Below are 21708 nucleotides of genomic sequence, written 5' to 3'. Positions count from 1 at the left end.
CGCTGCGGGAGTGGTCGAGATCATGGGTGATTGAGTTCGATGTCGGGCACGGTATTGGGAATCAGCATGTGGAGGTCGTGAGATGAATTTTGCGTTTGATGAGGATCAGGAGGAGTTCCGGGCGACGTTGCGCCGGTTCTTGGAGCAGTCTTCCCCGTTGTCGTCGACTCGGGCGTTGATGTCGGAGGCGTTGGCGTTCTCGCCGGAGGCGTGGGCTCGGGCTGCTGATCAGGTGGGGTTGCCGGGTCTGGTGGTCGCGGAGGATGAGGGCGGTCAGGGGTTGTCGTTCCTGGAGTTGGTGATCGCGGCGGAGGAGTTGGGCCGGGTGGTGTCGGGGATGCCGTTCTTGTCGACCACGTCGGGGATTCTCGCGATTCAGGCGGCGGGTTCGGCGGCGCAGCGGGCGGAGTTGCTGCCGGATCTGGCGTCGGGTGCGAAGGCGGCGGCGTTGGCGACGGCGGAGCCTGGTGAGGGGTGGGGTCCGGAGGGGGTCCATGCGGTCGCGGCCGGGGATGGTGCCGGTGTGATGTTGACGGGCCGGAAGTCGTATGTCATCGATGGGGGCAGCGCGGATCTGATCGTGGTTGCGGCGCGGCGTGCGGGGACGTCCGGCGAGGACGGGGTGGTTCTCGCGGTCGTGGACGGGGACGGTCCGGGGGTGTCGCGGAGGGTGCTGGACTCGTTGGATCAGACCCGCCGGTTGGCGGAGGTCACGTTCGATGGGGCGAAGGCCACCTTGTTGGAGAACGGGTCGTGGGCGACGTTGTCGCGGGTGCTGGACCGGGTGGAGGTGCTGCTGTCGGCGGAGATGATCGGCGGGGCGCAGATCTGCTTGGAGCGGGCGGTGGATTACGCGAAGAAGCGGTACCAGTTCGGTCGCGCGATCGGGTCGTTCCAGGGCATCAAGCACTTGTGCGCGAACATGTTCGTGGAGATCGAGTCTGCGAAGGCCTCCGTGTATTACGCGGCGTGGGCGGCGGACGAGGACAACGACGAGCTGCCCGTGGTCGCTCCGCTGGCGAAGGCGTACGCGTCGCAGGCGTACTTCTTCGCTGCGAGCGAGTCCCTGCACGTGCATGGTGGGATCGGGTTCACGTGGGCGGATGATTCCCACCTGTACTTCAAGCGGGCGAAGGCGGCCGAGCTGCTGTATGGGGACGCGACCGCGAACAAGGAACTCCTCGCGCAGCGCCTCGGGCTCTGACAGTAATAACGAACGAAAGGGAACGGTGAGGTCATGACCGAACGCCGATCAGCGGACCCGGACCTGTTCCGGGCGGACGGGGACGCCCCGGTACTGTTGGGCAGCCGGTGCGACAAGGACGAGGAGTCCTTCTACCCGCGCCGGTGGACGTGCCCGATCTGCTTGGGCCCCGTGCACGATGTGGAGTTGTCGCAGTCCGGGGTGCTGTACTCCTACTCCTTCATCTACGCGCCCATGTTCGGCAAGTCCCAGTTGGATGCGGAAGGGTACGGTGTCGGGCAGGTGGACCTCCCGGAAGGGGTGAGGATCCAGACCACCCTGGAAGGGGACCCCGCGTCGTGGAGGATCGGCGAGCAGATGCGCCTCGTCTACACGACCGCTGATACGACCGATGATGTGGAGACCGTGCTCTACAGTTTCACGCCCGCCGCATGACCGGGACGACCCGCCCGACCGGACCACTCGCCGGCGTGCGCATCATCGAACTCTCCGGAATCGGCCCCGGGGTGCCGGTGTCCCGCGTGGAGTAGTCGGCGGGTCCTCTTCTTCGATTTCGAAGTCGGCGACGCTCGGATCGGTGTAGCCGACCGCCAGCGCCAACTCGAGTTCGTGTTCCCGTCGTCCGGTGAGATGTGCGGCGATGCGACTCCGGGCGCCAGTGACATCGTCAGGACGCTCGGAGTCGCATCGACCACTGTTTCTCTTCTGGGCCGTGCAGCTCGGTCGTGCTACTTCAGCGTCAGTCCGGCGTCGACCTTGAGTTCCAACCCGGTGACGTAGCGCGACTCATCGGAGGCGAGCCACAGCACCGCATTGGAGATGTCGATGGCCTCGACCCACGGGATCGGCAGCGCGTTCATCGCCTGGAAGCGAGGTGCGAGCACCTCCTTGGTGCGCTGCGCCTCCGGCAGATCCGGGCCGAACAAGGCGTACGTGGCCGCGTTCTGGATCATGTCGGTATTGACGGTGGTCGGATGCACGCTGTTGACCCGGATGAACTCCGGCGCCAGCTCCAGCGCCAGCGTCTTCATGAGGCCGATGACCCCGTGCTTGGCAGCGACGTAATGGCCGGCGTTCTGGATCGCCATGATCCCGGCCGTCGAGCTCGTCAGGATCATCGACCCGCCCTTGTTCGCCCGCAGGTGCGGGATCGCGGCCTTCGCCGCGTGCCATACGCCCTTCAGGTTGACGTCGATCATGTCGCTGAACTTCTCCTCGCTCAGCTCTTCCATGGTGCCGAAGCTGAAGATGCCGGCGTTCGCCGAGACGATGTCGAGCTTGCCCAGCTTGGCGACCCCGTCATCCAGAGCAGCCTTGACCGCACCGAAGTCGCGCACATCGGCCTGCGACGCCACGATGCGGCGGTCGAGTGCCTCTACCTGCTTGACGGTCTCGGCCATGTCGGCGGCGGTGCTCATCGCATACGGCACCGTGTCGATCTGGCCCTCAATGTCCACGGCGATGATGTCGGCGCCCTCCTGGGCCATGCGCAGGGCGTGGCTGCGTCCCTGCCCGCGTGCCGCTCCGGTGACGAAGGCGACTTTGCCATCCAGTCTTCCCATGATGCATCTCCTGTTTCTTGTGGTTTCTTCTGGTTTTCCCACAGCGTGGGAAGTGATCGCAGGAGGCTCGCAACTGCATACGTCAGGGCGCCCCGGCGCCGACGGAGAGCGGACACCAGTGGTGTGGCGCGCCTCGTCGGAAAGCTAGGAAAAGCCTACGCGGCGTTGGACATATCGATGCCGACGGCCTCGACTCAGACGATCAGCAGGGAGTTCGTCTCTGCGACGCCGGTGCGGAGTCGTCCTCGGTCGGTGCCGTCCGGGTGGCTGCGCCGGCGACCGCAGGCTTCGTCACACGTAGGTGCCGTCCGGGTTCAAGTAGCCCTCGACGATGTGCCCTTCGTCGATCGCCTGCTGATATTCGGCATCCGTGAGTCCGATGACCTCCTTGTACACGTACTCGTTGTCAAGCCCCATGCCGCTGATGGGCTCCCACTTGAGGTCGGGACCCGTCCAGTGCCAGTGGTGCGCGGGGTACCTGTACGTGCCGGCATGAGCGGACTCGATCTCGCGGAGCATGCCGCGCGCGGCGACGTGCGGGTCGTTGAACACGTCCTCCTCGTCATAGAGCGGACCGGCGGGAACGCCGCGGGCCTGGAGCGCATGGAAGGTGTCCTCTCGGCTCCGGGCCGAGGTCCACGACTGAATGTGCTCGTCGATCTCGTCCTGCGCCGCCAGTCGCCCGGCCTGCGTGGTGAACCGGTCATCGGCGGCCCACGCGGGATTCCCCATTTCGGCGATCAGCGCGGCCCAATCCGCATCGCTGCGGATCGTGATGCTCACCCACCGGTCATCGCCCGCCGCAGGGTATGCGCCTTGCAAGTAGTTCCGGTCCCGGTTGCCCATCGGTGCGTTGGGATTTCCCGTCGAGGCGGCGTCGAGGTACATCTCACCCAGATGCAGCATCTCGTTCTCGACCTGCGGGAGTGCGATCACCTCGCCCGTGCCGGTCTGCGCGCGCCGGCGTAGCGCCGCAAGCACCGCGAAGGCTCCAGTGGCTCCCGCGGCGGGGTCCATCTGGAACACGCTCGTGGTCGTCGCCGGAGCGCTGTCGGCATAGCCGCGGACTGCGGTGACGCCGGCGAACGCTTCGAAGTGCGCGCCCAGGCCGAGGTAGCCGGCGTAGGGACCGTCCTGGCCCAGCGGGGGCAGCCTCAGGATCACCAGATTCGGATTGCGCTTGTGAAGGGTCTCGGGGTCGATCCCGAGGTGCTCGAGCACCGTGATGTTGTTGTTCTCCACGAGCACGTCGGACTTCTCCACGAGGGCCAGGAACAACTCCCGTCCGGACTCCTTCCGAAGATCCAGAGTCGCGAGCTTCTTCCCCCGCGCATGCATGTTGAACATCGCGTGCCGGTCCCACGGCTTCTCGCCGGGGTCGCGATCCGGGTAGGCACTGCCCAGGATGCCCATCATCGAAATCATCTCCGGGGCGGGGCGGGCGACCAGGCCGCGGGTGCTGCTGGGGAACACCCACGGGTTGTCCACCCGGATCACCTCCGCTCCCAGGTCCCCTAGATACATCGTCACGGACGGGCCCGACCACACCACGGTGAAGTCGATGACCCGCACGCCTTGCAATGGCAGGTGCGCCATGATCACTCCTTTGTCATCATTGTCGGCAGCGCGCGGTTCACAGCGATCCGAGAACCGCGTCGGTGTCGGCGCCGAGCTTCGGCGCCGGCGCGATGTCCCAGCCCGCGTCGACGTGGAACGGGGCGCCCATGTGCGTCACCGGACCAACGGCGGGATAGTCCACGGTGTGGAAGAAGCCGCGGGCGGCGAAGTGCTTGTTGTGGATCACCTCGGCGGGTGAGTTGATGGAGGTCACCGGCCACTTGTGCTCCTGGGCCTGCTCCATGGCCTCCTCCTTCGTGCGTGACAGCAGCCAGGGGTACATTCCGGCGTCGATCGCCTCCTTGGTTTCGATGCGCGGGAACAGTGCCGGGTTCGCGGCCACCTCAGCGAAGTACGCGGTCGTGTCGGGATCCTGGATCGTCGCGAGCATGCGAGGCAGCCATGCCTGCGTGAGCATGATCTGTACGTACCCGTCGTCGGCGGGGAACGCGCCGTTGGGAAGAATGCCGCCGAGCAGGTCGCCGCGGCCGCTGCTCTCGCCGTTGAACTCGTAGTTGACCAGGAACGTCGTGCGCCGGTCCGGGGAGGTCAGGCCGACTTCGAATCCGGAGACGTCGACGTGGCTCGGTTCGCCCTGCTCCTCCGCCACCAGGTAGGCGCCCAGTGTCGCCAGTGCGGCGACGTTCCCGGTCTGATACACCTGCATATAGCCGCCGAGCTTGAGCGGTTCGCGATCGGCGGTGCCGTTGCCGAGCATCGGTCCACCCATCCCGTAATAGATCAGCTCGGAACCTTCGTAGTCGGCATAGGGACCGTCCTGACCGAACGCGGTGACGCTGGTGAGCACGAGGCGCGGCTGCACGGCCAGCAGGTCCTCGTATCCGAGCCCCCAGCTCGCCAGGACGCCCGGCTTGAACGATTCGACCACGATGCCGGCTGTCGCGACGAGCTTCTTCAGGCTCCCGCGGTCGCTCTCGCGGTTCAGGTCGAGCACGACCGACTTCTTGCCGGTGTTGTTGTGCAGGTACACCGCGGAACGATCGATTCCCTCCACGTCGCCGATGTACGGCGCCATGCGGCGGGTCTCGTCGCCCTCGGGGGGTTCGATCTTGATGACCTCGGCCCCGTAGTCCGCGAACATCTTCGTCGCGTACGAGCCGGCGATTCCGCCGCCCAGCTCGATCACCCGAATGCCTTCCAGTAGCCTCATTGCTCCTCCTTCGTCGCCCGCTTCGCGGGCCCGGTCCCTTGCGGCCCGGTGCTTCGCTGCGCCGGGCCGATGCCGTCTCGGCGGCTGTGCCGCACCGGAACAGCATTGCGAGCGGTCGGCGTCGGGTTGCGCCGACCGCACGCCTCAGCCGATGCCGCCCAGGCCCTGTCGATCAGGATGGAACGTCCTCGGCATCTGATCGAAGATCGTCTCGATCGTCCACGGCTCGACCGAACCGACCGCCTGCTCGGGGTGATAGTTCTCGTACAGTGTCACCCTGCCGCCCTGCGCCCCGACCACTCGGCCGTTGAGCCAACTCGACTCCTCGCTCGCTATGTACGCGACCGGGTAGGCCACAGCCTCCGGCTCCATGCCGCGCAGGTCCACCCCCATCTCGGCGGCCCGCTCGGGGGGGATCGACATGGTCATGCGGGTCGCCGCACCCGGGGCGATCGCGTTCGAGGTGACGCCGTAGCGGTTGAGCGCGTTGGCGCAGGAGAGCGTGAACCCTACGATGCCGAGCTTGGCGGCCGCATAGTTCGGCTGTCCCGGAGCACCGAACAATCCCGCGGCGGACGTGAAATTGATCAGCCGGTACTGACCCTCGCCGCGATGCTCGCGCCAGTACACGGCGGCGTGCTTGCTGGTGTTGAACGTGCCAGTCAGGTGCACATTCAACACCGCCTGCCACTCGTCCGGACTCATGTTCACCAGCATCCGGTCGCGCAGGATCCCCGCGACGTTGACGACGATGTCGAGTCTGCCGAAGGCGTCGATCGCGGACTGCACCAGCTCGCCCGCGGAGTCGTAGTCGCTGACGTCCCCGCCGTTGACGATCGCCTCACCGCCGTCAACGGTGATCTCGTTGACCACCTGCTGCGCGGGGCCGACGTCGGCACCCGTGCCGTCGACGCTCGCGCCCAGATCGTTGACGACGACCTTGGCTCCTTCGGCCGCGAAAAGCTTCGCGATCCCGGCGCCGATACCTCGACCGGATCCCGTGACTACGGCGACCCGTCCGTCCAATCGACGCATTCCTGCACCTCCGCATGGAACTAGATCCTCGGCATTGAGGACCCGAGATGACGTCCCTGCAAGATCGTCCTGGGTGGGGGTCACCGTTGACCAGACCCTACTGTGACGGAACTACGTTGTAAAGATTCCGACGTGACTCTGCAAGAAAGGTCCGGGGCGTCGGGTGAGTTCCCCCGCAACCTCCCAGCGACCCATCCGGTCGTCGGGTGGAGGTCGTCGGTGACGAGCTGACCCGCCGCACGCGGAGCTTCTCACCGCAGAGCGCCGAGGTGGTGTCGGCGGTGGGTGAAGAATGCGCGGGCGCGGGCCCAGAACGTGGCTGCGGCCCCTTGCGCTCGTCATCGAGGATCTCTATCTAGTAGGCCAGGCGCAGGTGGTCGTCGAGCGCCGAGGCGAGGCAACCCGCGGCACCCGCTAGCTGCGCTCATCGCGACACGGAGGGTGCCATGCTGTCCGGGTTGCCAGCGAGGATGAACAGCCTCTTGACACACGGACGCCGAGTTCGCGACCGTCGGCTGCGTCGAGTGGTACAACATTCGTAGTTTTATGGATCGGCTGCGTCCCACCCGCCGACGTCGAGCAGGCGCGCTGCGCGACTCGCACCCGAGAGCCGCCACCCGCAAAGGAGCGGCACGAGGCCGGTGGCGTTTCATCACCTTCACATTCACAGCCGATGTGCAGAAAGCTCCCTGGAAGTGCAGAATCGAATAATGACCCAATTGCGCACCACCACCCCGTCCGGCTATTCGCGCATCCTCGGAGTTGGAGGTGCACGCGGCGGTCTCGTCGTCACCAACGACGAGATCGTGGAGCCGCTCGGCATCTCAGACGAATGGATCCGGCGGCGAACCGGCATCGTGACGCGGCGCCGCGCCCCGCGCGACGTGCAGGTGCAGGACCTCGCCGAGCAGGCTGGCGCAGCGGCGCTCGAAGCCTCTGCCGTCGATCCCGCTGACATCGACGCGGTCATCGTGGCCACGGCTTCGTGGGTGCGGCAGACACCTGGAATGGCACCCATCGTCGCCGCCGCTCTTGGAGCGTCGCCGTCGGCCGCGGCCTACGACGTCAACGCGGGTTGTGCCGGGTTCTGCTATGGCATCGGCCAAGCGGACTCGATGATCCGAAGCGGCCTTGCGCGGCACGTGCTCCTGATCGGCGCCGAGAAGCTTTCGCCCTTCGCCGACCCGACGGACCGCACGATCTCGTTCATCATCGGCGACGGCAGTGGTGCGGCCGTTCTCGGGCCGTCCGATGTGCCTCGCATCGGGCCCACGGTGTGGGGTTCCGATGGGACGCATGCGGATGCGATCACGGTCACGCATTCCTGGCTCGACTACAAGTACGCGGGTGATGAGCCTGTGGAATGGCCGACGGCCCGACAGGAGGGACCCAGCGTCTTCCGCTGGGCGACCTCGGTCGTGCCGCAGTTCGCCGCGCAGGCGATCGAGGCTGCCGGGTTGCGCCCAGAGGACATCGACGTGTTCATCCCGCACCAGGCGAACCTGCGCATTATCGAGTCGGTAGGCACCGCACTTGGACTGCGCGACGACGTCGTCATCGCGCGGGACGTCATCGATACCGGAAACACCTCCGCCGCCTCGGTGCCACTCGCGATGGAACGGCTGCTGCGCGAAGGCGCCGCACACGGCGGGCAACTGGCATTGGAGTTCGGGTTCGGAGCTGGGCTGTGCTACGCCGCCCAAGTCGTGGAACTGCCGGAATCGGTCGGCGGTGATGGCGAATCGCGCAAAAAAGGGTAGCATTTCGAAGCTGGGATTTACCCCAGAAAACCAAACAGAGCGAGGCATTGCAACCACCTCACCGCTAGTTAAGGAGGGCACGTACTCATGACCGTGCACACTAGTCAGGACTCTCAACCGCATGACCTCGGTCCGCACACTGCGGCAGACCGTGACCGGTACTACGCAGAGGGCTGGTGGCAGGACCGCGTACTGTACGACTTTTTGAAGGCGGGGGCCGCGCAGCATCCGGAGCGCGTGTTCGTCTCGGACGGCACAGTGACGGCCACTTACGGCAGCCTCCGCGACGATGTCGTGCGACTTGCGGTCGGCCTGAGGTCGCTTGGTGTCGAACGCGGCGACCGCGTCGCGGTGCAGCTGCCCAACTGGGCTGAGTTCGTGACGATCATGCTCGCCCTGTCGCGCCTCGGCGCGATCCTCGTGCCGATCATGCCGATTTTCCGGAAGGAGGAGGTCGGCTACATCCTGCGCCACTCCGAGGCGGTCGTGGTGATCGGCCCGGCGTTCTTCCACAAGTTCTCCTACGGCGAGCTGTACCGTGAGTTGCGCCCGAGCGCGCCGGCGCTACGCGATGTCGTGATCGTGCGTTCGGACGACCCGGTGCTTGCGGACGACTTCATCGCGTTCGACACGTTGTTCGCTGAAGGCGACGTCGAGGAACTGGATGCGGCGCTCGGCGCCACGGCGACGGCAGACGATGGATGTCTCCTCGTGTACACCTCCGGCACGACCTCCCGCCCGAAGGGCTGCTATCACACGTTCAACACCTTGCACTCAGCCGCGAGAGCGGTGATCGATGTACTCGAGATCACGCCGGACGACGTGGTCTTCAATCCTTCGCCGGTCGCGCACTCGACGGGCCTGGTGGTCGGGATCGTCATACCGCTCGTCGCCGGCGCCGGCACCCATTTCCAGCCGGTGTGGGACGCCGACGACGGACTGCGGCGCATCGAGCGGTACGGTTGCACGTTCGCCTTCACCGCGACGACGTTCCTCACCACGTTGATGGAGGCCTATGAGGAGGGTCGGCACGATGTTTCGACCATGCGCTACTGGGTCTGCGCGGGTGCGCCGATCCCCGGCCCGGTCGTACAGGCCGCGCGCGCGCTGTTCCCGGACCTCGCCACACTGAGCCTGTACGGGCGCACGGAGAACCTCGCCACGACGATATGCAGGCCGAACGATCCGCCTGAGCGCTCGGTGACCTCGGACGGCCGCGTCATTCCGGGCGGGCTGCTGAAGATCGTCGGCCCCGACGATGTCGAGGTGCCGATCGGCGAGGAAGGGGATATCGCCTTCCGCGGTCCGTCTCTCATGCTCGGTTACTACCGGGAGCCCGCTGAGACCGAACTCAGCTACACGGCCGACGGGTTCTCGAAGTCCGGCGACCTCGGCTACGTCGACGAGGCCGGATTCGTGCGGGTGAGCGGCCGGGTGAAGGACATCATCATCCGTGGCGGTCTGAACATCAGCGCCCGCGAGGTCGAGGATCTGCTCAGCGGCCACCCGGCGATCCGTGAGATCGCCGTCGTCGCGATGCCGGACCCGCGGTTGGGTGAGAAGGCGTGCGCGTTCGTCGTCGTGAACGAGGGCTACGACCTGACGCTCGAAGTGGTGACCGGCTTCCTGCGCGAGCAGCGTGTCGCGGTGCAGAAACTGCCCGAGCGTCTGGAGATCATGGAATCTCTGCCCATGACCGCCGTCGGCAAGGTCCGCAAGAACCTGTTGCGCGAAATGATCGCGGACAAGCTCAAGGAGGAGGGCGTCATCCGGGCCTGATCGGGGCTCAGTTCGAGACGTCCACGATGACCTTGCCGATCGTCGTGCCGCGCTCGAGGAGCCGTACCGCGTCGGCGGCGCGATCGAACGGAAACCTCGCTCCCACCTGCGGGTGAAGCATCCCGGTGTCGAGGAGCCGCTGGACGGCGTCTCGGACCATGACGAGCGTGCCCGGATGCTCCTGGTCCATGGTGTCCAGGGAGATGCCGGTGATCGTGAGGTTGCGCAGCAGGAGGCGGTTCACGCGAACCTCGGGGATGCCTCCGCCGACGAAACCGATCACGACGAGGGTGCCGCCGATCCGCAGCGCGCGCAGGGAGTCGGTGAACCGGTCTCCGCCGACCGGATCGAGCACTGCGTCGACGCCTCGTCCGCCGGTGAGTTCGCGCACCCGCTCGAGCCAGTTGGTATCGCTGCGGACGACCGCCCACGCGCCGGCCTGCTCGGCGAAGGCCGCCTTCGCGTCACTGGAGACCACGGCGATGGCGCGCGCGCCGAACTGCGTTGCGAGGTCGAGCACCGCGGCGCCGACGCCGCCGGCTGCGCCATGGACGAGAACGGTCTGCCCGGGCTGGACTGCGGCGCGATAGTAGGCGTACCAGGCGGTCGAGTAGTTGAGATACACGGCGGCGCCCTCCGCGAACGACACCGTGCCCGGAAGGCGGATCGTGTACTTGGGAGCGACGAGACAGCGTTCGGCGAGCGCTCCCCAGAAGACGACGCCCGCGACCCGGTCACCAGGGGCGAATCCGGAGCCCGGATCGGCCTCCCGAACCACTCCGGCGACCTCGCTCCCAGGCGCATAGGGCGGCGGCGCGCCGTACTGGTAGGCGCCGCGCGACTGGAGCACGTCGATCGGGGACAAACCGGCCGCACGAACATCGACGAGCACCCGCATCCCGTCGGCCCGCTCGTGGCTGCCGACCGGCCCGGGCATGTCGCCGACGTGGATCGCATCGGGGCCGCCGAGTCGGTCGACGACGATCGCCCGCATCCCGCTCCTTCCTCGTCATGCGGGGCGGAACGAACCTTCCCGCTCCGGCGCTCTTAGGATAATCGTGTGCGAGTCGCGATCACCGGTTTCGGCGCGGTCACTCCGGTCGGCGGCGATGCTGCGTCCACCTGGGCCGCACTCGTCGATGGACGATCGGGTGTGACGGCGCTCGACGAGCCATGGGCGGAGCCACTGCCGGTGCGGCTGGCGGCGACCGTCGGCGCCGAGGCACTGCTCGGGCTCACCGTCCGCGAGCAGCGCCGTATGGATCGGGTCGAGCAGTTCGCGCTTCTCGCGGGGCGCGAGGCCTGGCGGCACGCAGGAACCCCGGAGACGGATCGTGATCGGGTCGCCGTCGTGGTCGGCTCGGCGATCGGTGGCTTGACGAGCATGCTCGAGCAGACCGAACGCCTCAGGGACGCAGGCCCGCGCCGGGTCTCGCCGCACACGGTGACGATGATGATGGGCAACGGCGCGGCAGCATGGCTCTCGATAGACGTCGGCGCAAGGGCCGGTGCGCGCGCGCCCGTGAGCGCCTGCGCGTCCGGCTCCGAGGCCATCCTGATGGCGAGACAGATGATCCTCGCGGGGGACGCCGATGTCGTGCTCGCGGGCGGTGCCGACGCGTGCGTGGCCGATCTCACCCTTGCCGCCCTCGCGCAGACCGGCGCCCTCTCCACGCGGAACGACGATCCGACGGCGGCGTCCCGCCCATTCGCCGCCGGCCGTGACGGCTTCGTACTCGGCGAAGGCGCTGCGGTGCTGGTGCTCGAACGAGAGGACCACGCCAGGGCGCGGGGCGTCCCCATCCATGCATTCCTGGAGGGAGCAGCGCTCACGTCCGACGCATTCAACATCGTGTCCGCCGACCCGGAGAACCAGGCGCGCACGATGTCGCTCGCGCTGCGTTCGGCCGGGCTCGGTCCCGACGACATCTCGTTCGTGCACGCGCACGCAACCTCGACCCCGCTCGGCGACGCGAACGAGAGCCGCGCCATCGTGTCGGCGGTGGGTCGCACGTCGGTCACCTCGACGAAGTCGATGGTCGGCCACCTGCTCGGCGCATCCGGCGCGCTCGGGGCCTTGGTCGCGACGCAGGCGCTGCGTGACGGCCGCGTGCCGGGGACGATCAACGCGGACGAGTCCGACCCGGAGATCGAGGTCGATGTCATCCGACGCACGCGCGAGGGCGACTTCCAGGCGGCGCTCGTCAACGCGTTCGGATTCGGCGGCCACAACGTCTCGCTCGTGCTGACGCGGGCCTGACGGACCTCGCCACGCCTCCGACGGATCAGGCCGCTCGTCCGAGGGGCCGTTGCGCCGCAGCCGCCGAGGTGCGCACTCGGGGCCGCCCCTCTCGACACCCCCGAGTCAGCGCGCTGCGGTTTCAACCTTCTTGCCATCAGCCTCCCCGATGCCGCCAGGCTCGCCCTGCTCCGCGCGGGGTGCCGGATGCTCAGGAAGAAGGTCTACGCCCGCAGTTGAACGTCGTGCCGCTGACCGCGGCGTCGTCGACGGTGGGACACCCGCCCGCAACCAGCGCGGCCGACCACTAGAAACACGACCCGAGGGGTCAACTTTCGCCGACGAAAAGGGGTCTGTCAGATTTCAACCGTCGTTGACAACACGCCGGGCGACGAGGCGGAAGCCCGCGCACAACGTCTTCGCAGTCACTTTCGAAGGCCGAATCAACTGAATGCGCCGGCACCAGATCCACCGTCGATCTGATACACAGCACCAAAGCACCACAGCACCACAGCACCACAGAGACCGAGAAAGCCGCTCCGAAGGGCGGCTCAACCAGTACGGATTTTCTGCTCTATCTCTGCTATCTCTAGCTCTGGCGCTACTCCGCGGCGGTCACGAGGACGCCGATTCCAGTAGGCCTCATATGGTGGACCCTAGGAGATTCGAACTCCTGACCTTCTCATTGCGAACGAGACGCGCTACCAACTGCGCCAAGGGCCCAAGTGCCTAAAGAGGCTATCACGGGGGCAAGGTCGGCTCGGGCGGATGCCCAGGCATCCGCCCGGGCTGCACGCCCGTCGACGAGCGAGCGAAATGACGCTACGCCCGGCGACGCACCAGGGCGGCCGCAACGTCGATGGACTCGGTCGCACCGTCGCCGACGACACCCATGGCAGCCAAACGCGCGGCGAGGGCGGATTGCTGCGGGCCGGCACCGGGGGCGGCCGTGGTCTCCAGTGGCACGCTCTGCACGCCAGTTGGCCGACGGGGTGCAGTAGGAAGCGGTGTCACCTCGGCGCCGAGCGACGAGTACCTCGCCTCGATCTCAGCGCGGACCTGCGCCCGCCGCAGTTCGGCGGCAGCCGTGACCGCCGCCATCGTGCTCGCCGCGACCGTGCCGCGCGCGAGGTGCAGAGGGCGCGGCAGCGGCTGCGGCGTCCACGTCTCGGCCTCGGCGTGCCGCTCGACGGCGACGCCCTCGTCGCGGAACGCGTGGTCGTACACGGCACCCGGGGGGACCGACCTTCCGCTGCGGCGAATCGCGGCCGCAGCCGCTCGCGCAGCGGCCTGGCGGTTCGCGATCGCGGCGAGCACGGCGACCGCGGCGAGTGCGAGCAATCCGCCGACCAGCGCGAAAACCGAGCTGAGGCCGAACACGACGGAGAGCACGGCCCCGGCGACCCCGACGGCCAGGAACCCGGATGCCCCGAGCCGGCCGCGCCTGGCGGCCCGCGCCGACGACGAGCCCTTCGCGGTGTGCACCCCGGCCTCGCGAGCGGCGCGGACGGCCGCGTCGATCTTGGCCTGGCGGGCAGCAGCGCGGGCACGAGCCTCGGCCTCCGCCCAGGCGCGGACCTCGGCCTCTGCTGCGGCTTCGGCGCGCGCGACCGCTTCCGCGCGAGCGCGCTCGGACGCGCGCAGCTCCGCCTCGGCCTTGGCGAGCTTCTCCGCGTGCAGCCGGTCCTTGCGGGACTCGAGCTTTTCGACCTTGCGCAGTGCGCGCTGCGTCACGGCCATTCGCCTGGCCCTCGCCTCGTTCGCCACGGGCTCGGGCACCTCGGCGGCCTGCGCGAGAATGCGCAGGGTCTGCTGCAGCTTGACGGCGTTGCGCTCGGTCGCGGAGTACTCGCGGCGGCGCAGCCAGGTCGGAATGAGGTAGAGCAGCCACAGCACGGCGGCGACCACGATCACCAGGCCGCCGCTGAGCAGGTTGCTCCCCATGATCAGAAGCTACGACCGGGATGTCCGACAGCCTCGCCACCCACGCCGAAAGGCCGCAATTCATGCCTCTGACAAGCCGAGGACCACGATTTCAGCGGCTCGCGGGCGCTACGGCCGCGTGATGATGGGGAGCGGGTGCAGCGCAGCCTCACGATCGGCATCCGGCACGCGCGCCGCGCCCTCGGGGGCAGCTCCCGTCCGCCAGCGCTGCAGGACACCCTGCCGCACCTCCTCGACGACGAGCGCGAAGCAGAAGTGGTCGCGCCAGTCACCGTTGATGTGGATATACCGCCGGCGCAGGCCCTCGTAGCGGAATCCGAGCTTCTCGACCACCCGCAGCGACGGCGCGTTCTCGGGCCGGATGCAGATCTCCATGCGATGCAGGCCGAGCTGGAAGAAGCAGAAGTCCGTCGCCAGCGCCACCGCGGCCGGCGTGTAGCCGCGGCCCGCGAAGCGCTCCGAGATCCAGTAGCCGATCGTCGCGCTGGAGAGCGAACCGTAGCTCACCGACGACACGTTGAGCTGTCCGGCGAACTCACCACCCACGTCGAGCGCGAACGGCAACCCGTGTCCTTCGCGCGCGTTGGCGAGGAGCGAGCGGATGCCGGCGCGAGTGTCGGACCCCGTGAATCCGTGCGGGCTCGTCGCCTCCCACGGGCGCAGCCACGGGCGGTTGTCGGTGAGTTCCCGCTCGAGCGCCCGAGCGTCGCGCACCCGGATCGGGCGCACCGTCAGCGCGCCGTCGGTCAACGTCGGGACGAACAGCGCCACTGCCCGCTACTTGCTGACCGGACTGGGAATGGAGCCGGTGCTCGGCACCGGCAGGGCGTCCGCCGCGACGAGCCTCTCCGGCAGCTCGGCGGCGAACTCCCGCAGCCAGGTGCGGAACTCGGGGCCGAGGTCCTCACGGTCGACGGCGATGCGCACGATCGACTTGAGGTAATCGAGACGGTCGCCGGTGTCGTAGCGGCGGCCCCGGAAGATGACGCCGTAGACCTTGCCGTTCTCCTCCGGGCCGACCGCGAGCTCCTGGAGCGCGTCGGTGAGCTGGATCTCGCCGCCCTTGCCCGGACGGGTGTGCTCGAGGATGTCGAAGATCTCCGGCCGGAGCACGTAGCGCCCGATGATGGCGTAGTTGCTCGGCGCCTCCGCGGCATCCGGCTTTTCGACGAGGCCGGTGATGCGCACCACGTCCTCCTCGTCGGTGCCCTCGACGGCGGCTGCGCCGTAGAGGTGGATCTGGCTGTACGGCACCTCGAGCAGCGCGACGACGGTGGTGTTGCGCTCGCGCTGCACCTCGAGCATGCGCGCCAGCAGGATGTCCCGCTCGTCGATGATGTCGTCGCCGAGGAGCACCGCGAACGGCACGCGACCGACATGCCGCTTGGCCCGCAGCACGGCATGGCCGAGGCCCTTCGGGTCGCCCTGGCGGGTGTAATGGATATCGGCGAGATCAGTGGAAAACCTGACCCGCGACAGCTTCTCGGTGTCGCCCTTCGCCTCGAGCATCTGCTCGAGCTCGGTGGCGCGATCGAAGTGGTTCTCGAGCGCGTTCTTGTTCCGGCCGGTGACGAGCAGCACGTCCTGCAGGCCCGCCTCGACCGCCTCATGGACGACGTACTGGATGGCCGGGGTGTCGACGACCGGTAGCATCTCCTTCGGCAGCGCCTTCGTCGCCGGAAGGAACCGGGTGCCGAGCCCCGCCACCGGGATCACGGCCTTCGTCACCGGGTGACCGATGGGCACGCTCATGCTCTCAAGGCTATCGCCCGACCGCCCGTATCATTGCCGCATGCCTGCCGACCCGACCGCTGATCTCAAGCGGGCGCTGCGCGCGGAGCTGCGCGAACGGCGGCGAGTGCGCACCCAGACGGAGCGCGAGCGCGACACCGCGCACCTCACCGAGAACCTGCAGCGCCTCGTCGCAGAGCACCACGCGACGTCGGTGTCGGCCTATCTCTCGGGCGTCGACGAGCCCAACACCCGGCCGTTCCTCAACTGGGCCCGCGAGGCGGGCATTCGTACCCTCCTGCCGGTATCGCGCGACGACGGGCTGCTCGACTGGACGACCGGCGACGGCGAGAGCGAGCACACCGGCTCAATCGGGTTCCCCGAGGCCGAGGGCGAATTGCTCGGCCCCATCGCCGTCAACGACGTCGACCTCATCCTCGTGCCGGCCGCGGCCGTCGACCGGACCGGAATGCGCCTCGGCTGGGGCCGCGGCTACTTCGACAAGACGCTCGGCAGCATGGAAAAATGTCCCCCGGTGTATGCGGTGCTCTTCGACGGCGAACTCGTCGACGACGTGCCGCGCGAACGCCACGACGCGCCGGTCGACGGCGTGGTGACGCCGACGCGGATCGTGCGCCTGCGCCGCGCACCCAACCCCTGAGGAGTCCTGTGCCCACCTATTCATACAAATGCACCGAATGCGGCTACACCTTCGACACCCAGCAGTCGTTCGCGGATGCGTCGCTCACCACCTGCCCCGAGTGCGGCGGCGTGCTGCGCAAGGTCTTCGGCAACCTCGGTGTCACGTTCAACGGCTCCGGTTTCTACCGCACGGATTCCCGCCCGTCACATGACGGAACCGGGACATCATCAGGAACCTCGTCGGACAGCAGCTCCGGTTCGACGCCGACCGCGACCCCCTCATCCGGGAGCAGCTCTTCCGCTGAGACCTGAAGCCCGGCAATATATACGCACCTGTCGAGTCGGAATCCCGGCTCAGTGTGAGAAGGGCAACGTGGTGAAGGGCTTCAGAGAGTTCATCTCGCAGGGCAACGTGGTGGGCCTTGCCACCGCGGTCGTCATCGGCGCAGCGTTCACGGCGATCGTGACCGCCATCGTCACGGGCATCATCAATCCGCTCATCGCTGCGGTGTTCAACGCCAGCGACCTGTCGAAGGCACTGGTCGTCGCGATCCCCACGGTGTCGGGCGGCCAGTCGGACATCCTGTTCGGCGCGGTCATCGCCGCCGTCATCAACTTTATCGTCATCTCGGCAATCGTCTACTTCGTCTTCGTCCTGCCGTACTCGAAGTTCCTCGAGCGCCAGGCCGCGAAGAACGCGCCCACCGAGAAGGCGCCGGACGGCCCGACGCAGGAGCAGCTGCTCACCCAGATCCGTGACCTGCTCGCGGAGAAGAACTAGCAAGCCTCATCGGGGAGGGCTCGGGGTGTTCCCCGGCCCCCTCGTCACGTCTCAGCCCCTCATCGTCGTGCACCGTTGCCACCCTCGAGCAGTCCGTCGCCCTGAGCCGCGGCCCGGTTCGCTACCCCCAGTGGGGCGGCTTGTCGCGCGTGAGGCGATCGTCATTGCCGTCGCTGCCGTCGCTGCCGTCGCCCCAGCTCGAGGGCTGGTCCTCGGCTGCTTTCGTCGGCGCGGACTCCCCGGCCGGAAGCTGCGGCGCCGGATCGGCGCCTGCGGCACCAGGACGCTGCACGCGACGGTGCCTGCGCTCGGCCATCTCAGGCCTGGCGGTCGATAGGCTGCGTCTGAGCCGCGTCGGACTCGACCTCGACATCGAACCCCTGGGCGCCGATGAGGCGGCCGATGCGCGCCGCCACCGCTCCCGGGTCGGCGAAGAGCTCGAAGCTGTGCACGCGCAGATAGTGCCAGCCGAGACGGCGCAGCACCTCGGGGCGCAGCCGCAGCGACTCGCGCAGCGAGGCGGCGCCGACGACGTGGTCGGTCTCGACGACGACGGCCTTACCGCCGGCGGAGGCGACCAGCGGCAGCATCCCGCGATAGCCGACGCGCACGTCGAGGCCCCGGCCGCGCAGCCGCTCGGCGAGGTCGATGAGCAGCGGTTCGACCCCGTCCGGGCTGTCCGGGAAGCTGTCGCCGATGCCGCCCGCGAGAGCGAGCACGTCAGCGAGCGCGACGACGCCGCTCGGCATCCGGGAATCGTCGATATCGAGCGGGGTGAAGCACGAGACGATGTCGAGCCCGCGGCGGGCCCGGGTCAGGCCGACCGCGAGCAGGCGCTCGCCGGCCGGTGTGGCGAGCGGACCGAAGTTCGACAGCAGCCGCCCGTGCGGCGTGCGACCGTAGCCGATCGAGAAGATCACCCGGTCGCGGCTCAGTGCGACGGACTGCTCGAGGGTGACGACGGTGAACGGCTCCGGCTTGTCCCCGAGGAGGAAGTCGGAGAGCTCGCCGCGACTCGCGAACACCCTCAGGATCGCCTGCTGCACCCGCACCGCATGGCGCGCCGACGCGGTGACGACCATGAGGGATTCCTTCGACCGGGTCTGCGCGTGGTCGACGACGAGGTCGACGACGCGAGCCACCTCGGCGTCGACGCTCTCGACGGCCCCGCTCTCGGGATCGGGCAGCCCCGAGCCGTCGGCGAGGTGGTGCACGGTGAGGCTCGACTGGCCGAGGTAGGTGCCTGCCCGGGGCAGCGCCTCGATCCTGCCCTCATAGAACCGGCGGTTCACCATCTCGGCGAGATCGTCACCGCCCGCCCGGTACGAGCGGGTGAGCGAGAACACCGGCAGCAACTCGCTGAGCTCGGCGAGGGTGGACTTCCGGTGCAGCGCCTCGACGTCGCCGCGCTCAGTCATCGGGGAATCCCCCTCGTGCACGGCGATCTCGAACGGCGACGGGGTCTGCGTGACCGGGTCTCCGACGACGACGAGCTGCTTGGCGCGCCTGATGACACCGAGATTCTCGGCAACGGTGCACGCGCCCCCGTCGACGATGATCGCGACGTCGAAGTCGAGAGCGTCCGGCAGATCGGCGACCTCGTACGGCGAGGTCAGCCAGACGGGCGCCAGATCGCGCGAGAGGCGGGGGGCCGCGGCCGCGAGCGCCGCAGGGCGCACGGGGTCGACACGCAGGATGCGCTTGAGCGCCTCCGACTCGTCGGGGTGGTCGATGACACCCACACTCCAGCCCTGGGCGAGCTGCCAGGCGAGGAGTCGGGCACCGGCCGAAGCGTGGGCCTCGTCGACGAGCCGGAAGTCGGCCTCGAGGCGGTCGAGCACGCCGGTCTGACCGCCGAGCAGCGCCTTCTCGTTGGTGAGGAGGTACTCCAGCGTCGACTGCCACCAGGCGAGCTCGAGCTCGGCGGCGACCTGCTCCTCGGGCACATGCCGGTTGGACAGGTCGGCGAGCAGGGGGTCAAGACCGGCATCCCGCAGCGACGAGATCGTCGCGACGCGCTCCTGGAGGTTGGCGAGCACCTCGGACTCGGCGGCGAGCCCGGAGATCTGGTGGGTGAGCTGGCCGATGGGCAGCATGATGAGGGATGCCTGCGTGCCGGTGCGCTTGAGCGGCTCGTCAAGGGCCGCGAGGTCGGCGACGACCTGCTGATACGCAACCTGAACGTCGGCGATGCCCACCGGCACGGCCGGCGGCGCACCCGCCTCGGCGAAACGGTTCCAGAGGGTGCGCTGCTGCTGGATGCGCAGCAGCGCGGCGTGGAGGTCGGCGATGTGCACTCCCGGCCGCACGTACTCGAGGGCGAGCTTGCGCAGCCGGCGGCGGTTCGCGCCGGAGAGCTGTGGGGAGTCGTGACGACCGGCGGTGGCCGCGATGAGATCAGTGAGCGGCCGGTCGAAGACAGCGACCTGGAACTTGTCGAGCGTCTCGCGCAGATCGCCCAGGAGCTTGAGGTAGATGCCGAGCTCGGCGATGTTCTCGAACTGGCGCAGCCTGGTCGAGCCGACGAGGCTGCGCGCACGCTCAAGGAGACGCGGCAGCTCGGCCTCGTGCAGCTTGCGGGCGAGGGCGTGAGCGGCATCCCCCTCGGCCGTGGTGACGAAGTCGGCGCCGTACCACGGCGAATCGGCGGGCCCGTAGCGGAACTCGCCGAGCCGCGCGGCCTTGACGAGCTGGGCGGCCGCGACCTCGCGGCCGTCGGCGAGGCGCTCCAGGGTCTCGACGCTGAGCCGTGCGGAGGTGGTCGGTGCCGGATCGGCGAGACCCAGCCGGGCGACCCCCTCGAGGGCCTCGAGAGTGCTCACCCGGAGCGTCACATGCTTGTGCAGCAGGGCTCCGCGGTAGTCGGCGAGCACCCGGCGCAGGCGCACGAGCGCGTCGTCCACCTCGGCGACGTCGATCGGCTGCGCCTTCTCGTTGCGGCCGATCGCGTGGATGAGGTCGCGACGCAGCGACTCGGCGCGCACCGCGACTCCGGGCAGGCCGAGCTGGGCCAGACGCTGGGCGATGCCGTCGAGGCTCGAGCGTCGGGGGCTCGCCACGAGCACCCGCTTGTGCTGGGCGACGAGGGCTCCGATGGCGTTGACGACGGTCTGGCGGCCGCCGGTGCCGGGCAGCGTCGTGACGACGAGGGAGTTCCCGGCGGAGATCTGGGTCACGACCGCGTCCTGCTGCTCGTCGGCGTCGAGCAGCAGCGTGTCGACTTCGGGCGGCCGGGCGTCGTGGCCCACCACGGGCGCCGGACGATACGCCGACTCGAGGCGCTGCCGGGCCGAGGCATTCCCGGCGAGGGCGTCGATGACGGGGTGGCCGAGATCGTCGGCGTCGGCGAGCATGCGGCGCGAGACATCCGCGAAGCTCGAGATGACCAGCCGCGGCTGGACGCTGAACCACGGCAGGTGCGCGGTGACCTGGCGCAGCCGGTCGATGACGGGCTGCGGCTTGAAGACTCCGCCCTCCACCGCGATGCGCACGATCTCGTCGGCGTCGAGGCGGATTCCGAACTGCTCGGCGAGCGCGCGCTCGAGCTCGGGGTTGAAGAACACGTGCCCGCGCAGCTTGAGCTCGAAGTCGCGGCCGTAACGGCGGATCGCGACCGGCCTGAGCAGCACGGGGGCAGTGAATTCGTCGCCGCCCAGACGCCAGGTCGCGAGGCCGATGGCGAGGTGCACGGCATCGATGCCCCTCACCGAGCGCAGCTCGACGCCCTTGTCGGTGATGGCGGATGCGGCATAGCGGGCACTGCGCAGCGCGAGCTCGTCACGCACGAGGCTCGACAGCAGGGTGCTCTCGCCGGCGATGAAGCGCGGCAGCCCGCTGGGGTGCGCGCTGGTGAGGTCGATGCGGGTGCGCGGGGCATCCGCGAAGTGCAGGAGCGGCGATGGCCCGCCGAGGTCGGCGAGCTCGTACCGCCAGACCTTCCACATGTGCTCCGCGATGTTGCCCGGCGTCTCGCCGGTCGCGGCGCCCAGGGTCACCTGTGCAGCGCCGCCCGCGGGCTGGGTCGGCGGGTTCAGCGCGCCTCCGAGGACGCCGGGGTCGCCCGCAGAGTCATCCGGCGTGTCGGTCACCGCCTGCTCCTCCGTACGCCACACGCAGAAACCCTAGACGCAGCCGCGGACTGGGGCGGGGAGCCGGGCCGGGTTTGCGTGGATTCCTAGGCTTCACGTTCGGAGCACGGCACGAGTGTGCCGGCGCAGGGGCTCTACCTGCTCGACTCGACGTA

18 protein-coding genes and 1 tRNA gene are annotated in these 21708 nt (G+C 68.5%); 8 read left to right on the top strand and 11 right to left on the bottom strand.

Annotated elements, in window-relative coordinates; translation table 11 throughout:
* Positions 1 to 82 precede the first annotated feature (82 nt).
* The gene (locus tag M7D61_RS09830; protein WP_298229994.1) at positions 83 to 1204 is read left to right on the top strand and encodes an acyl-CoA dehydrogenase family protein; all 1122 of its coding nucleotides are present in this window, start codon (positions 83 to 85) and stop codon (positions 1202 to 1204) included.
* Positions 1205 to 1237: 33 nt separating this feature from the next.
* Positions 1238 to 1639: an OB-fold domain-containing protein gene (locus M7D61_RS09825; protein ID WP_298229992.1), complete on the top strand. Its 402-nt coding sequence runs from the start codon at positions 1238 to 1240 to the stop codon at positions 1637 to 1639.
* Between the two features lie 293 nt (positions 1640 to 1932).
* Here the strand turns inward: M7D61_RS09825 and M7D61_RS09820 are convergent, their stop codons facing one another.
* The 4 genes from M7D61_RS09820 to M7D61_RS09805 form a co-directional block, all read right to left on the bottom strand.
* Positions 1933 to 2766, bottom strand: coding sequence for a mycofactocin-coupled SDR family oxidoreductase (locus M7D61_RS09820; RefSeq protein WP_298229990.1), 834 nt, complete (start codon positions 2764 to 2766; stop codon positions 1933 to 1935).
* A gap of 291 nt (positions 2767 to 3057) precedes the next feature.
* Positions 3058 to 4362, bottom strand: a complete 1305-nt coding sequence (locus M7D61_RS09815) for a CoA transferase (RefSeq protein ID WP_298229988.1) — start codon at positions 4360 to 4362, stop codon at positions 3058 to 3060.
* 37 nt (positions 4363 to 4399) lie between these two features.
* Positions 4400 to 5554, bottom strand: coding sequence for a CoA transferase (locus M7D61_RS09810; RefSeq protein WP_298229986.1), 1155 nt, complete (start codon positions 5552 to 5554; stop codon positions 4400 to 4402).
* 144 nt (positions 5555 to 5698) lie between these two features.
* A complete protein-coding gene (locus M7D61_RS09805; RefSeq protein WP_298229984.1) occupies positions 5699 to 6580 on the bottom strand; it encodes an SDR family NAD(P)-dependent oxidoreductase in 882 nt (293 codons plus the stop codon).
* Between the two features lie 719 nt (positions 6581 to 7299).
* Between M7D61_RS09805 and M7D61_RS09800 the strand changes: the two genes are divergently transcribed.
* Together M7D61_RS09800 and M7D61_RS09795 are read left to right on the top strand one after the other, a co-directional pair.
* Entirely contained in the window at positions 7300 to 8349 is a 1050-nt protein-coding gene (locus tag M7D61_RS09800; RefSeq protein ID WP_298229996.1) for a beta-ketoacyl-ACP synthase III, read from the top strand.
* Between the two features lie 87 nt (positions 8350 to 8436).
* The gene (locus M7D61_RS09795) at positions 8437 to 10128 is read left to right on the top strand and encodes an AMP-binding protein (protein ID WP_298229982.1); all 1692 of its coding nucleotides are present in this window, start codon (positions 8437 to 8439) and stop codon (positions 10126 to 10128) included.
* 7 nt (positions 10129 to 10135) lie between these two features.
* On the opposite strand, the gene M7D61_RS09790 is transcribed toward M7D61_RS09795, so the two are convergent.
* Entirely contained in the window at positions 10136 to 11122 is a 987-nt protein-coding gene (locus M7D61_RS09790; protein ID WP_298229980.1) for an NADPH:quinone oxidoreductase family protein, read from the bottom strand.
* Between the two features lie 66 nt (positions 11123 to 11188).
* On the opposite strand from M7D61_RS09790, the gene M7D61_RS09785 reads away from it, so the two are divergent.
* Positions 11189 to 12388, top strand: coding sequence for a beta-ketoacyl-[acyl-carrier-protein] synthase family protein (locus M7D61_RS09785; RefSeq protein WP_298229978.1), 1200 nt, complete (start codon positions 11189 to 11191; stop codon positions 12386 to 12388).
* Positions 12389 to 13014: 626 nt separating this feature from the next.
* Here the strand turns inward: M7D61_RS09785 and M7D61_RS09780 are convergent.
* From M7D61_RS09780 to galU, 4 genes are all read right to left on the bottom strand, one after another.
* Positions 13015 to 13090 (bottom strand) — tRNA-Ala (locus M7D61_RS09780).
* Positions 13091 to 13189: 99 nt separating this feature from the next.
* Positions 13190 to 14311: a hypothetical protein gene (locus M7D61_RS09775; protein WP_298229976.1), complete on the bottom strand. Its 1122-nt coding sequence runs from the start codon at positions 14309 to 14311 to the stop codon at positions 13190 to 13192.
* 108 nt (positions 14312 to 14419) lie between these two features.
* On the bottom strand, positions 14420 to 15082 hold the full coding sequence (locus tag M7D61_RS09770) for a GNAT family protein (protein WP_298229974.1): 663 nt from the start codon (positions 15080 to 15082) through the stop codon (positions 14420 to 14422).
* 6 nt (positions 15083 to 15088) lie between these two features.
* Positions 15089 to 16063, bottom strand: coding sequence for a UTP--glucose-1-phosphate uridylyltransferase GalU (galU, locus tag M7D61_RS09765; RefSeq protein ID WP_298229972.1), 975 nt, complete (start codon positions 16061 to 16063; stop codon positions 15089 to 15091).
* Between the two features lie 40 nt (positions 16064 to 16103).
* On the opposite strand from galU, the gene M7D61_RS09760 reads away from it, so the two are divergent.
* The 3 genes from M7D61_RS09760 (at position 16104) to mscL (ending at position 17465) form a co-directional block, all read left to right on the top strand.
* A complete protein-coding gene (locus tag M7D61_RS09760; RefSeq protein WP_298229970.1) occupies positions 16104 to 16703 on the top strand; it encodes a 5-formyltetrahydrofolate cyclo-ligase in 600 nt (199 codons plus the stop codon).
* 8 nt (positions 16704 to 16711) lie between these two features.
* Positions 16712 to 16996: an FmdB family zinc ribbon protein gene (locus tag M7D61_RS09755; protein WP_298229968.1), complete on the top strand. Its 285-nt coding sequence runs from the start codon at positions 16712 to 16714 to the stop codon at positions 16994 to 16996.
* Between the two features lie 61 nt (positions 16997 to 17057).
* A complete protein-coding gene (mscL, locus tag M7D61_RS09750; protein WP_298229966.1) occupies positions 17058 to 17465 on the top strand; it encodes a large conductance mechanosensitive channel protein MscL in 408 nt (135 codons plus the stop codon).
* 121 nt (positions 17466 to 17586) lie between these two features.
* Here mscL and M7D61_RS09745 read toward each other — a convergent pair whose 3' ends face one another.
* Both M7D61_RS09745 and M7D61_RS09740 read right to left on the bottom strand, forming a co-directional pair.
* Positions 17587 to 17757 (bottom strand): hypothetical protein, encoded by a 171-nt coding sequence (locus tag M7D61_RS09745; protein WP_298229964.1) that lies wholly within the window; start codon positions 17755 to 17757, stop codon positions 17587 to 17589.
* 25 nt (positions 17758 to 17782) lie between these two features.
* Positions 17783 to 21577, bottom strand: a complete 3795-nt coding sequence (locus tag M7D61_RS09740) for an AAA family ATPase (protein ID WP_298229962.1) — start codon at positions 21575 to 21577, stop codon at positions 17783 to 17785.
* Positions 21578 to 21708 lie beyond the last annotated feature (131 nt).

It is taken from the genome of Gryllotalpicola sp., assembly GCF_027352875.1.
Taxonomy (GTDB): Bacteria; Actinomycetota; Actinomycetes; order Actinomycetales; family Microbacteriaceae; genus Gryllotalpicola.
Note: the sequence above shows the minus strand (reverse complement) of the source record. Positions and strands in the feature narration are given on the sequence as shown.